At 57.8% G+C, this 13,339-nt stretch carries 9 protein-coding genes; 6 read left to right on the forward strand and 3 right to left on the reverse strand.

Annotation, left to right across the window (positions count from 1 at the left end; translation table 11 throughout):
- The first annotated feature begins 87 nt into the window (after nt 1–87).
- Entirely contained in the window at nt 88–720 is a 633-nt protein-coding gene (locus tag DRW39_RS19220; RefSeq protein ID WP_157976228.1) for an SDR family NAD(P)-dependent oxidoreductase, read from the forward strand.
- A gap of 32 nt (nt 721–752) precedes the next feature.
- Here the strand turns inward: DRW39_RS19220 and DRW39_RS19225 are convergent, their stop codons facing one another.
- Entirely contained in the window at nt 753–1,085 is a 333-nt protein-coding gene (locus DRW39_RS19225; protein WP_116108722.1) for a DUF2853 family protein, read from the reverse strand.
- A 149-nt stretch (nt 1,086–1,234) separates the two neighbouring features.
- Between DRW39_RS19225 and DRW39_RS19230 the strand changes: the two genes are divergently transcribed.
- On the forward strand, nt 1,235–1,912 hold the full coding sequence (locus tag DRW39_RS19230; RefSeq protein WP_116108710.1) for a DUF4129 domain-containing protein: 678 nt from the start codon (nt 1,235–1,237) through the stop codon (nt 1,910–1,912).
- 26 nt (nt 1,913–1,938) lie between these two features.
- Entirely contained in the window at nt 1,939–3,153 is a 1,215-nt protein-coding gene (locus DRW39_RS19235; RefSeq protein ID WP_157976229.1) for a DUF4350 domain-containing protein, read from the forward strand.
- Here DRW39_RS19235 and DRW39_RS19240 read toward each other — a convergent pair.
- A complete protein-coding gene (locus tag DRW39_RS19240) occupies nt 3,148–4,029 on the reverse strand; it encodes an aldose 1-epimerase family protein (RefSeq protein ID WP_116108712.1) in 882 nt (293 codons plus the stop codon). The two genes, DRW39_RS19235 and DRW39_RS19240, sit on opposite strands and share 6 nt — an antisense overlap.
- 72 nt (nt 4,030–4,101) lie before the next feature.
- On the opposite strand from DRW39_RS19240, the gene DRW39_RS19245 reads away from it, so the two are divergent.
- From DRW39_RS19245 to recG, 3 genes are read left to right on the forward strand one after another with little or no spacing between them, the layout of a single operon-like run.
- Nucleotides 4,102–6,393: a CotH kinase family protein gene (locus tag DRW39_RS19245; protein ID WP_157976230.1), complete on the forward strand. Its 2,292-nt coding sequence runs from the start codon at nt 4,102–4,104 to the stop codon at nt 6,391–6,393.
- A gap of 27 nt (nt 6,394–6,420) precedes the next feature.
- The gene (rlmB, locus tag DRW39_RS19250) at nt 6,421–7,161 is read left to right on the forward strand and encodes a 23S rRNA (guanosine(2251)-2'-O)-methyltransferase RlmB (RefSeq protein ID WP_116108714.1); all 741 of its coding nucleotides are present in this window, start codon (nt 6,421–6,423) and stop codon (nt 7,159–7,161) included.
- Between the two features lie 55 nt (nt 7,162–7,216).
- Nucleotides 7,217–9,346, forward strand: a complete 2,130-nt coding sequence (gene recG / locus DRW39_RS19255) for an ATP-dependent DNA helicase RecG (protein WP_116108715.1) — start codon at nt 7,217–7,219, stop codon at nt 9,344–9,346.
- A gap of 57 nt (nt 9,347–9,403) precedes the next feature.
- On the opposite strand, the gene DRW39_RS19260 is transcribed toward recG, so the two are convergent.
- Nucleotides 9,404–13,339: thrombospondin type 3 repeat-containing protein (locus DRW39_RS19260; protein WP_116108716.1), on the reverse strand; the 3,936-nt coding region annotated here is incomplete at its 5' end.

Consider the following 13,339-nt stretch of genomic DNA (forward strand, 5'->3'; position numbering starts at 1 on the left):
CCCCGATAGATGGGTACCGGATACTTCCGTCGGGACCTTGGCGCGAAAATCTTTTTACCTGCGCTCCGGCGCCCTATACTTACGCCTATGGACGTACTGATTACGGGAGCATCCCGGGGAATAGGCCGGGCCTGCGCCGCCCGCTTCGCGCAAGAAGGCCACCGGGTGGTCGGCGTAGCGCGGTCGGAAGCCCAACTGCAGGCGCTGGCTGCGGAGTGCCCCACGGTCGAACCCCTGGTAGCCGATCTCCGCCACGAAACCGTTTCCGGCACCTACGACGTCGTGGTACTGAATGCCGGCCTCTTCGCCCCCGGCCGCTTACTGGACGCGGATACGGACGTCTTCGCCGATACCTGGCAGCTGAACGTTCTAGCTAACCACCGCCTCGCTAGAGCGCTCGTGCCGCCCATGTTGGCACGAAATTCCGGGCACCTGGTCGTCATCGGATCCGTGGCTACCGACTACACCCTGCCCCATATGACGGCCTACACGGCTTCGAAAAAAGCGCTGCGGGGCCTGTGGGAAGGCTGGGCGACGGACCTGGAAGGGACGGGCGTACTGACCACCCTGGTCGCCCCGGGGGCCACCCTGACGAGTAGCTGGGAAAATGAAGACCCTCCGCCCCACATCCTGCCGGCCGGCGAGGTTGCCGAGCTGGTTTTCCGGGTGGTGGCGGAGGGTCTGAGCGGGCGTCACGTCATTCAGGCAAGCGAGTCCTGATCGAACTCCCCCCTGAAAGACTAACGCACTACCTAAGCATAATGGCTCTCCATCCCTAACTCCTTGACCAGGAGGTAATAGAAGACGGCGCGGTGCTTACTGCGTTCGGTGTATTTTTTGCAGACGGACTGCACGGCATCCATAGCCTTTTCCTTGTCGGTCATCCCCAGTTTCTTCATGCAGAAGTTGTCGACCACCCGCTGCAGTTCCGTCTTGTCGCTGCACGCTACGCGGTTGGAGTCATTGTTGTAGATGGATGGCCCCAGTCCTTTGGTGACTTTGCGGAGGAGCTCCTTGTCTCCGTTTTGGTCTACCTTGCCCAGGGCGGTTTCGTAGGTAGCGACCTTTTCTTCGAATTTACTCACGTGCATGAATTGTTGTGCCAGAGGGACATCCGGCGGATTAAAAAAGGGAAAATAGTAAAAAGCAGGCATTGTCCATTCGTTCCGCTTTAGGAAACACTGTTCGGCGCGCCGGCAACGGGATAAACGTTGCCGTATATTTGACTCTACCGATGGCCCGCATTTTAACCCTCTTTTTCTTCACGTTTTGCGCCTTCCCGGCCGTGGCGATCGCCCAGGATAGCGAGATCTTCCCCGCCGATCGGCTGGAAGCGCTGCGCGAGGAGATCGTTTTCGAGGCACCCGTGGCCCGCGAAGAAACCGCCGGGGCGCCCGTCGGCTCATCGGCTCCGGACTTGTCCGACCTGCCGATGCCGGTGCTGGTGGGGATCGGAGGAATGCTGCTTGGCGCCCTGGGGCTACTCGTCTACGCACTGCTGAAAGGATGGCGGCGGAGCGCAGGAAATAAGTCCGTAAATCAACCCGAGCTATTTCACGACGAGATAGACGAGGAAACCCTGGTCAAGCACGGGGTGGACCCCAACCTGCTCGCACAGGCGGAGAAAACCGGTCAGTTCGATCTCGCGATTCGCCTGCACTACCTTCATACCCTGCAGATCCTCAACGAAGGCGGGCAGATCCGCTACCGCAAGGACTTCAGCAACCGGGACTACCTCCAACAGCTCCGCGAGCACCCCATTCGCGATGATTTCGATCAGGTAACCCGGGATTACGAACGGTACTGGTACGGTCAGTACCCCCTGGATACCCTCTCCTACCGCCTGGTGCGCAGTCGCTTCGATCGTATCACCGAACAGGTAGCCGGTCCGGCTAAAATGACCCGCGCATGAGGAGCGTAGCTTACTTGTACGCGGCCGTGATTTGCCTTTGCGGTTGTACGTCGACGGATTGGTCGGAAAACTACGACCCCGAGGGAAGCAACCCCTTTGACCTGCTCGCCCTGCGTGAATTGCTCTCCGCGCGCGCCGAAGGACTGCAAACCCTGCGCGACACGGCCGATCTGCACCGTCTTGATTCCGTAGGTGCGCGCAATTACCTGTTTGTTGGCCAGTATCCTTACTATTCCGACGAAGCCATTACGGACCTGCTGGACTACGTCAGCAAGGGCAACAATGCTTTCATCGTGGCCAAGCAGTTGCCGGAGGACCTGTTATTGCAACTCTTCACGGAGGATTGCTACGATCCCGAACAAGGAGGACTGCTGGAACCGGCCTTCCCGGAAGTTTACCTGGATTCCCTCACGGCCTTCCGGTATCCGAGGGGCGACAGCTTCAAACTCGTCAATACGCGGTTTTGGGTGCCTGTGGCATTGCCATTGCAGGTTATCCCCGAAGTTCTCCTCTGCAATCCCGACCGAAACATCCAGGCGCTGGGTACCATTGATTCGGCCGGGATCAACTTTATCCGGGTTGACCGGGGAGCGGGAGCGATCTACCTGCACACTAACCCCATTTTCTTCACGAATTGGTTCCTGGTTGACTCTACCCAATACCGCTACGCCCAAGATGTGCTGGGCGTAATCCGTTCCGGGCCGACGGTCTGGGACGAAGCGAGCCGTCGTTACCGACGCTCGGCGTCGCAGACGGGCCAGCAAGCTTCCCGGGACTATACGGGTGGCCGCAATCTGCTGAGCGGGAACGATACCCTCCGGTACATTCAGGAGCACCGGGCACTTGCCTTTTCCTGGTACACCCTTCTGGTTGGGGCACTGCTGTACGTTCTTTTCAGGGGCAAACGTCGCCAACGGGTCATTCCCCTGCTTCCCGCGCGGGTGAATTCCAGTAAGCGGTTCATTGATACGATCAGTCGCCTCGTCCACGAGAAAGGCAACCACGCCGCCCTCGCACAGCGAGAACTGGCCAGTCTACGCTTTCATCTGAATGCCCGCTTTGGTGTGCGCTGGGGAGAGGGACGGCTCCCCCCCGACGATTTGTCCGAGCGGATCGGGCTGCCGGCTGACGTTACCGAGCGGGCACTGGCCCAGATTCGCTTAGTAGCGGCGGGCCGGCCGTTGGAAGAGGGGGATTTGCTCCGGTTCTACCGGGCCATAGAGCCGCTTTACCGGCTATAAGATCTTGATGTCGTAGCTCATTTCGTATACCTCGTTGGGCGCCAGGCTGATAATTCCTTCCTTGTCGGCGAATTTGCCAGTGCCGTTGGCGGCATCAGCCAGACCGATCCAGGGTTCGATACACACGAAATCGCCGTGTGGTTTAGCCCAGACCCCCAGATGTGTCCAGCCGGCGTAATCCAGTTTGAGCACGGGACCGTGGTTTCGGCTCTCCAGGTTGACGCTGCGCGAATTAAGGTCCTTGAAAACGAGCGCGTCCTTGTCAAACAGTTGGTGGGTCAGGGGCAGGATCGTACCGTTCTCGGTCCACGGGACCGACCGCGTGTCGTCGCTTACCGTTCCCTGATCCGTTACCTTATAGCTTTGGCTATCCTCCGGGTGTTCGAAGCGCAAGAAATAGTCTTCGTACCGATCCCCGTCGTAGAAAGGTACGCGGAAGGCGGGGTGCCCGCCCAGGTGAAAGAGAATGGGCTTATCGTCGGTATTCATGACCTCATGATAGATAATGAGGTGCTCGTTCCGCAGGCGGAAAGTGATCCTGAAGTCAAACTGAAAGGGATAGCGGGCCATCGTCTCCTCGTCGCTACAGAGCCGGAAAACGATCCGGTCCTCAAGCTTGGAGAAGAACTCCAGCTTGTCGCTGTGTCGGATGATACCGTGCTTCGGAATCTGGTATTGCTGTCCGTCAATCTCGGTTTCGCCATCCTTGAGCGAACCGATGATGGGGAAAAGGACAGGCGCGTAACTTGGCCACACCTCCGGATCACCGGACCACATGTATTCGCGGCCGGTAGCCAGGTTGACCAGACTTTTCAGCTCGGCACCGGTGGATTGTATCGTAATACGGAGCTGGTCGTTTTGCAGGCTGAAGTCCATTGGAAAGTTTGATACATTAATGCGAATTCCGGGTCCGTACCGGGCCCACAAAGTAACCAATTCTCTGACGGCTTGCTTCAACTTAGGATAATCCTGTGCCTTAGCGCCGCTCTGCTGTCACTCCGGGCTATTGCCCAGGGAAGGCTGTCGCTGTCGCCCGCTCCTGGTTTCCACGCCGATCCGGTATTGATATCGGTCGATGCCGACCGGGAAGAAGTTATTCGGTACACGACTGACGGCTCCCAGCCTTCGGAGCGTTCACCCCGCTTCCCCGCCGCGGGTCTGCGCCTCGACCGTTCGGCCGTACTCCGACTTGCCGTCTTTGAGGTGGATAAGGCTGTGCGAAGCTTGGGCGGAAGCTACCTGATCGGAGAACCGGAGAGTAAATTGCTAACCGTTTCGCTGGGTATAGAACCCTGGCGATTGTTTAACGCCCGCAGCGGGTGGTTCATGGAAGGCAACGATCCAGACCGCCCGAACTGGGATACCCACCGCGAGCACCCCGCATTCGTGGAAATCTATGAGCCCGATGGCCAGTCCGTTCACGCGGGTACGATGGGTTTTCGCCTCTTCGGTGGGGCCAGCCGGGCCCATCCGCAGAAATCATTCTCCCTCTCGGGACGGGAAGGCTACGGCAATAAACGGGTCGACCACCCCCTATTCGGACCGGAAGGCCTCAAGGATTTCCGCTTTCTGGTCCTGCGGAACGGGGGGTCCGATTGGGGACGCAGCTTTCTGCGTGATGCTTTGCTCACCGGCCTGCTCAGCGACCGCAGCTGGACCCTTGATGTCCAGGATGCCCGTCCAGCCCAAGTGTACATCAACGGTAAGTACTGGGGTATTTACCACCTGCGGGAAAAGATAAACCCCCGCTTTCTGGAAGACCACCACGAGGGCGTAGACAAAGACTCCCTTAGCCTGCTGGAACACGAGCGTTCCGTCAAGCACGGTCGCGGTACCGAATACGAGGATCTACTGGCCTTCATTAACCAGGCGGACTTCAGTCAGGTCGCAGCTTATGAACGGGTTTCCAGCTTGATGGACGTCGATAACTACCTGCAGTTACAAATTGCCCAGACCTACTTTGACAACCAGGACGCCGGGGGTAATATCCGGTACTGGCGCCCGCACGGACCGGGGGAACGGTTCCGCTGGATTCTGTACGATGTGGACCAGGGGTTCGGCCTGCACCGTACGGATGGTTGGACGAACAACACCCTGCAACTATTCACCGCGGACGACGGCCCGGCGTGGCCTAACCCGCCCTGGAGTACGTTGATTCAACGCAAGCTGCTTTCGAACCCGGTCTACCGCCGAAACTTCGTCAACCGGACCCTCGACTACTTGCACACCGACTTCAGCGCGGAGGCCGTCACCGAGCGAATCGACCAAGCCGTATCTACGCTTGAGCCCGAGATGCCCCGTCAACTGGTCCGCTGGGGCCTGCGACCCGACACATGGGCGTACCAGATTGATCAGCTCCGGCGGTTTGCCCTGTATCGCCCCGAGCATCTCCGGGAGCACTACCGGGCCTTCTTTAGCGGGGGGGACGATCGCCGGGTCAGTCTGTCCGCCTCCCTGGGTGGTTACATCGTGCTGAACGACAACCTGTACGTCGGTACTGACGGCCTGGAGGGAGCCTATTTCGCCAATTTTCCCATCACCCTTAAGGCCGTACCAGAACCTGGCTATCACTTCAACGGCTGGACGGGCGTGAAGGAATCGGCAGACAGCCTGGTACTCGACCTGCACGACGAACGACTTTACGACATCGAGGCGCGGTTTGTTGCGGTGCTTGACTCCGCCGCCGAGCTGATCGTGCTTAACGAAATTTGCCCCAGAAGTGCGGTCACCGACGATTGGATCGAATTGTATAATCGTGGCGACCGCACGGTGGATCTTACGGGTTGGTTTCTGGTCGATGACAGTGGGGAACGCTTCGTGCTACCCCGGGTGACCATCATTCCGAACGGGTACTTGGTGGTGTGTAAAAAGCGTGACAAGTTCCTCGCCCAATACCCGGGCATACGGGACCTGGTAGATAACATGCCCTTCGGCTTGAATAAGCACGACGATCGGATCGGACTATACGCCGCGGACGGTGCTTACGTCGATGCGATCTCCTATACCCTGGAAGAGACGTCGGATTCATCCTTTACGTACGCGCTGGCGCTGCCTGGGCTGGACAATGGACGCCATCAGAATTGGGTGAGGGAAGCGGGTGAAGGGACTCCCGGCAGTGCCAATCCGGACCACCTAAAGAGCGTAATTATGTCGCGCCAACGGTTTTGGGTAAGAGTTGGGATCGGCCTGGCCGTTCTGCTGGTCGTAGGCGTGGTCCGTACCTTCCAAGGTGGGGAGTGATGGACGGTACCGTCGCTATCTTGCGGCATGAAGCAGAGCGACGTTATCTATGGCCGTCATCCGGTGCTGGAGGCACTGGCTGCCGGTCAACCGGTCGATAAAGTATTCCTACAGCAGGGCACGCGTGGCGAGTTCGAAAAGGAGCTCAGGCAGGCCTGCAAGCTGCACGCCGTGCCCATGACCATCGTTCCGCAATCCAAACTGCAACGCATGGTCCGCGGCAATCACCAGGGCGTGGTAGCTCAGCTTGCGGCCGCCGCCTATCAGCGGGTAGAAGACCTCCTACCGATGATCTACGAGCGCGGAGAGACGCCGCTGCTGCTGCTCCTTGACGGAGTGACGGATGTACGCAATCTCGGTGCGATCGCGCGTAGTGCGGAGGTTTGCGGGGCACATACGATCATCATCCCCCAGAAGAATAGCGCCGGCCTGACCGCCGATGCGGTAAAGAGCAGTGCGGGAGCACTTAGCCGCCTGCCCGTCTGCCGGGAAAAGAGCCTGGTCAATACGGTAGAATTTCTTCGCATGAGCGGCGTCAAGGTGATCGCCAGCGACCTATCCGCTGAAGTTTACCTGAAGGACGTATCGCTTACCGGACCGCTATGCATCGTGATGGGGGCGGAGGACGAGGGGATCAGCGAGGGTGTAAACCGGGCGGCGGACCAAACTTTTCGTATCCCCCAGGTCGGGACGCTCAACAGCTTCAATGTCTCGGTAGCCGCCGGTATTCTGCTCTTCGAGGCGATGCGCGTACGCATGAACGGATAGGCTTGGCAGTTGCCGGGGAGCAGCTTATATTTACACCAAATTGTTTTAAAAACAGATGGTTCCTTCGGCTCCCAAGGCTGGACTACTAGATCGCGGCATCGCCAGCCTGCCGGGTATCGGGCCGGCCAAGGCGGAATTGCTCGGTAAAGAGCTGATGATCTTTTCGCTCGGCGACTTGCTGTACAGCTATCCGTTCCGGTATGTAGATCGGACGAAATTCCACCGCATTATCGACATTCTCCCCGACCAGGGAAATGTCCAAGTGAAGGGTAAGCTGGTTAACTTGATCGTCAAGGGCGAGCACCGGAAAAAACGGTTGGTCGGTCGTCTGCGGGATGATAGCGGAGCGGCACTGGAATTGGTATGGTTTCGCGGGGTAAACTACCTCGATCGCACGTTCAAGATCGGCGAAGAGTACGTTTGCTACGGTACCGTTCAGGAATTCAACGGTCGGCTGAGTATCGCGCACCCGGAAATGGAGCTGGCAAGTGCCGGCCAATCCGAGAGTGTGGCCACCTTCGAACCCGTATACGCCAGCACCGAAAAACTGAACAAGCGCGGCCTGGACACCCGCGGGCGGCGCAAGCTGATCCGCGGCATCCTCGATCGGTTATCCGAATCCGATCTGCCGGACATGCTTCCTGACAACTTGCGTAAGGAACTTCACCTGATCAGCCACTACCGGGCGGTCAGGGCGATTCACCTACCCGCCAATCAGGCGGAATTGGATGCGGCCCGCCGCCGACTGAAGTTCGAGGAGCTGTTCCTGCTGCAACTTCGATTGATCCAGTTGAAAGTCAACCGGGAAGCTAACGTGGCCGGCTACGTTTTCGGGGAGATTGGCGATACGTTTAACCGCTTCTACCGAGACCATCTCCCCTTTGAGCTGACCGGGGCGCAAAAACGGGTCCTGCGGGAAATCCGCCAGGACCTGGGTCGCGGCATTCAGATGAATCGGCTGCTGCAGGGAGACGTCGGGTCCGGCAAGACGATGGTCGGACTGATGAGTATGCTGATGGCCCTCGACAACGGCTTCCAGGCCTGCCTCATGGCACCGACCGAAATCCTGGCCTACCAGCATTACGAATCCATTCAGGAATACCTGGGTGAGATGGGGATTACCGTGGCTTTTCTTTCCGGCAACGTGAAAGGTAAAAGCCGCAAGGCGTTACTCGAGCGGCTGGCCCAGGGAGAAATTGACATTCTTATTGGCACGCATGCCCTGATCGAGCCACCGGTGGTCTTCAAGAACCTCGGCTTAGCGATCATTGACGAACAGCACCGCTTCGGCGTGAAGCAACGGGCAAAGCTGTGGAAGAAGAACCGCCCCTACCCTCCTCACGTACTGGTCATGACGGCTACGCCCATACCCCGCACGCTGGCCATGACGGCTTACGGAGACCTGGACGTTAGCGTCATCGATGAATTGCCACCGGGACGTACGCCCATTCAGACCGTTCACTTTACGGAGCACCGCCGGGAGCGGGTCTTCGGACGGATCCGGGAAGAGATTGCCAAAGGAAGGCAGGCTTATATCGTTTATCCCCTGATCGAAGAGAACGAGAAGCTCGATCTGCTCGCCCTGGAGGCGGCGTACGACGAGATGCTGCACAAGTTCCCCCGCCCCGAGTATCAAATCAGCGTCGTTCACGGCAAGATGAAGCCAGAAGACAAGGACTATGAGATGGCCCGCTTCAAAAACGGGGAAACTCAGCTCATGATGGCGACCACCGTCATTGAGGTCGGAGTCAACGTTCCGAACGCGACCATTATGGTCATCGTGCACACCGAGCGCTTCGGTCTCAGCCAGCTGCACCAGTTACGGGGAAGGGTGGGCCGCGGCGCAGCGGAGAGCTACTGCATTCTGTTATCCAGCGTAAAACTCAGCAAAGAAAGTCGGCAGCGCATCAACACGATGGTCGATACCACCGATGGCTTCAAAATCGCGGAGGCAGACCTCAAACTTCGGGGCCCGGGAATGATCGACGGCACCCAACAGAGCGGTGTTTTGCAGATGCGGATCGCCGACCTGGCGCAGGATGGGCGAATTCTTACCGTCGCTCGGGACCGCGCGAAGGATATTCTACAGCGGGATCCAGCGCTTCAGTTCCCCGAACATGCCGTACTGGGCAAGTATCTGGACATACACTTCAGAACGGTCAAGGGATGGAGCCTGATCTCCTAAAATAAAAAGGCCCGGAAATTACTTTCCGGGCCTTTCTATTCATTGCAGGTAATACGATTACCTCAATTTGATGAACTTCCGTAACAACTGGTGATCGCCGGTGACGATCCGCAGGTGATAGGTTCCCATCGGGAGCTGCGCGACATCTAGCTCAGTAGACAACACCGTGTCTTCCTTGTCGAATTGTACTTCGCGTACCAAGCGTCCGTGGACGTCCAGGATCATTACCGAGACACGTCCGGTCCGGTCGTTCTCCAAACGAACGTTCAACTGGTTTTCTACCGGGTTGGGGAAGATTGCCAGGCGCTCTTCCACCGGCTCACCGAGTCCCAGTTGGCTATCACTGGTGAGCTCACTTTCCGGTTGGGTACCCGTGAAGTTACTGCTACAGTTTACACCCTCACCTCCCATATCTGCGGGAAGCGATTTAGAGGGAGAAAGCAGCATCTTGTCGAGCATCGTGTAGGAACTCCGATTAGCAATCCGGATGGTATGCTCTCCGGCCGCCAGGGCGAAGCTCAGATCGGAACCGTTGTTATTCACCTTGATCCATTGGAAGTCCGAAGTGGAGATCGGGCTGCCGCCAACGAATTTGGAGAAGTTGATCCAGGGCGATTGGTCAACCTGTACCCAGAAGCTGTTATCACTCGATCTCCAAGTGTGCATCCGGAAGAACAGGTGGTACGTTCCGTCCTTCTCGACGTCTACGGTGGTAGAAATCTGCGAACCGGGATCCGTCGCCGTGGGGGGAGTCAGGTGACTGAGACCTTGGTAACCAACGTATTTGCCGTTAGAGACCAGGCTACTTTCTCCGATGCTCCATCCGTTGCTGAGGGTAGCACATTCGGCTTCCAACCAATAATTACCGTCAAACGGATCTTCATCGCAGGCATCTCCGATACCGTTGCCATCCGAATCGACCTGATCGGGATTGAAGGTATCCGGGCAATTGTCGGCTCCGTTGTTCACGTATCCGTCGGGCTGGGTACAAGCGAAGACGTAATCCGACCGATCACCGTAGCCATCGTTATCCGCATCACGGTAGAATGCCTGTTGGTAGATGACCGTAGGGTCCAGGGGATCGCAGTCGAATGCATCCACGCGTCCGTCGTCATCATCGTCCGGGTCACAAACGTCTCCTATGCCGTCACCGTCGGTATCCGTCAGGTCAGTGCTATAGGTCGAAGGACAGTTGTCATCGTTGTTGCTGACATATCCTGCGGGCTGAACGCATGCCTGAATCGAATCGGTGGGGTCACCGTAGCCATCGCCATCGGCGTCAGCGTAGTAGTACGACATGACCTGATCCGGGTTGGCGACATCGGGGCAATTATCCACCTCGTCGGGTACGCCGTCTCCGTCGCTGTCCAGCATCACGGAGTTACCGACCGCAATTCTGACCATAGTTGTTCCCGTAGCGCCATCATCGTCCGTAACGGTGAGACTGACTTCGTGAACGCCCTCGGGCAGAACGATGCTACCGGACACTCCAGCAACCGTACCACCAGACCATGCCCAATCGTAGGCGACGATCGTACCGTCGCTGTCGCGCGAGCCACTACCATCCATTTCAACGGTAAGGGGAGCAACTCCGGAATTGGGGGTAGCGGTGGCCATAGCTATGGGAGCCTGGTTGGCCAGATTACCACCACAGGTGTAATCCGGATCACCCATGCCCGTAGGCAAGGTCGCCTCCTTGTTGACGTGAATCTTATCTAATCGCGTACCGGCTTCCCGGTAAGCAAAGTCGATCGTATTCACGCCTTCCTCGAGAGCGATCGGGTTCTTGGAAACCCGATTCCATACGTAGGTACCGTAAGCGGTAAAGGCATTCCATTTGAACCACGCTCCGCTGTTTACCCGAACCCAGTAAGAATCCTTCCCGGCATCGCGTCCGAATACGCGGGCTGAAAGGTTGAATTGACCTCCTTCCGCGTCGGGAATGACGAAGCGAGTGTAATTACCGGGGTTATCGGCCGGCGGGGTACGGGTAGAACTCGTTCCGCGGAAGACAGCAAACAATCCATTGGAAGCATTTGCGTCCTTCTCCGTCTTCCAGTTTGCACCAATCTGGGCACATTCGGCTTCCAACGTAAAGGCGGTTTTGCTCGGCACGACATTTTCACAGGCGTCACCGAGGCCATTCCCATTGGAATCAAGTTGATCCGGGTTACTGATGGTGGGACAGTTGTCGGTTCCGTCAAGCACGTATCCTTCGGGCTGCTCACAGGCAACGACCGAATCGTTTGGATCGCCAAAGCCGTCACCATCCGAGTCCGCGTAGTATGTCACGGTGGCCGCACCGATTGAAGCATCCGTAGGTGCACAGTCGTCGTCGTTGAGAACGCCGTCACCGTCGATGTCGTCGTCGCAGGCATCGCCAATTCCGTCGTTATCGGTATCGGTTTGATCGCTGTTGCTCGTATCCGGACAGTTGTCGTCGGCGTCATTGACTCCGTCATTATCCGTATCCGTACCGGCAGAGAAAACCTCAATCGTTACGACATGCGTATCGGTAGCACCCTTATCATCGGTGACAGTAAGGGTCACGGCATAGCTTCCTTCGGTGAAGGTTGCTTGCGGTGTAGCAGTCGCTGCCGACCCACCATTCCACGTCCACAGGTAGCGGGCTATTGTACCGTCACTGTCGGTAGAGGCAGTTCCATCGAACTGAACAGTTAGAGGATCGAGACCAGAAGTGGGCGTAGCCGAGGCTACTGCAACCGGTGGCACATTTTCCGCCGTTCCGGTACAGTTCAAGTCTGGTTCTCCTAAACCGGACGGAAGGGTTCCGTCCATATCCAGGTGGATCTTGTCAAGTCGGGCCTTGTTTTCCCGGTAAGCGAAGTCGATCGTGTTATTACCGGCAGTCAGCGTAATCGGATTGCCGGGTACAGCCTCCCAAGTGTATTGCTTGTAAGCTGTGAAGGCGTTCCACTGTACCCACGCTCCGGAGTTAACCCGTACCCAGTACGAATCGCTTCCGGTTCCAGGGGCAAACACTCTTGCGAACAGGCGGTACTCGCCGGCTTGAGCATTAGCAACTTGGAAGCGTACATAGTTGGCGGCTACATCAGCGGGAGGCGTAGCGTTAGAGCGGGAATTGTAGTACACGACATAGGTGCCGTTGGAAGCATTTGCGTCGGATTCAACTACCCAGTTCGATCCGACCACAGCACACTCTGCCTCTAGAGTAAAGGCCGTCTCTCCGGTTCCACCGGTTTGACAAGCGTCTCCGGTACCATCACCATCACTGTCGGTTTGATCCGGGTTGGCGGTGGCGGGGCAGTTATCGGTATTGTCCGTCACGTAACCCTCCGGCTGCTCACAGGCAACCAGCGAGTCGTTCGGGTCACCGAAGCCGTCACCGTCCGCGTCAGCGTAGTAGGTCGTGCTGGCCGCACCGACCGAAGCGTCCGTAGGATCGCAGTCGTCGGCGTTGGCTACGCCGTCACCGTCGATGTCGTCGTCACAAAGGTCACCGATCGAGTCACCGTCCAGGTCAGCCTGGTCCGGGTTGGCGGTCGTGGGACAGTTATCGACCTCGTCGGCAATGCCGTCGTTGTCGCTGTCGACGATCGTGGTACAAGCATCTCCGGTACCGTCGCCATCACTGTCGATTTGATCCGGGTTCGCGGTGGCCGGGCAATTGTCGGTATTGTCCGTTACGTAACCTTCGGGCTGCACACAGGCAACCAGCGAATCATTCGGATCACCGAAGCCGTCACCGTCCGCGTCAGCGTAGTAGGTCGTGCTGGCCGCGCCGACCGAGGCGTCCGTAGGATCACAGTCGTCGGCATTGGCTACACCGTCACCGTCGATGTCGTCGTCACAAAGGTCACCGATCGAGTCACCGTCCAGGTCAGCCTGGTCCGGGTTGGCGGTCGTGGGACAGTTATCGACCTCGTCGGCGATGCCATCATTGTCGCTGTCGACGATCGTGGTACAAGCGTCTCCGGTACCATCACCATCGCTGTCGGTTTGATCCGGGTT

Origin of the sequence: Lewinella sp. IMCC34191 (assembly GCF_003390935.1) — a bacterium.
Lineage (GTDB): Bacteria > Bacteroidota > Bacteroidia > Chitinophagales > Saprospiraceae > Neolewinella.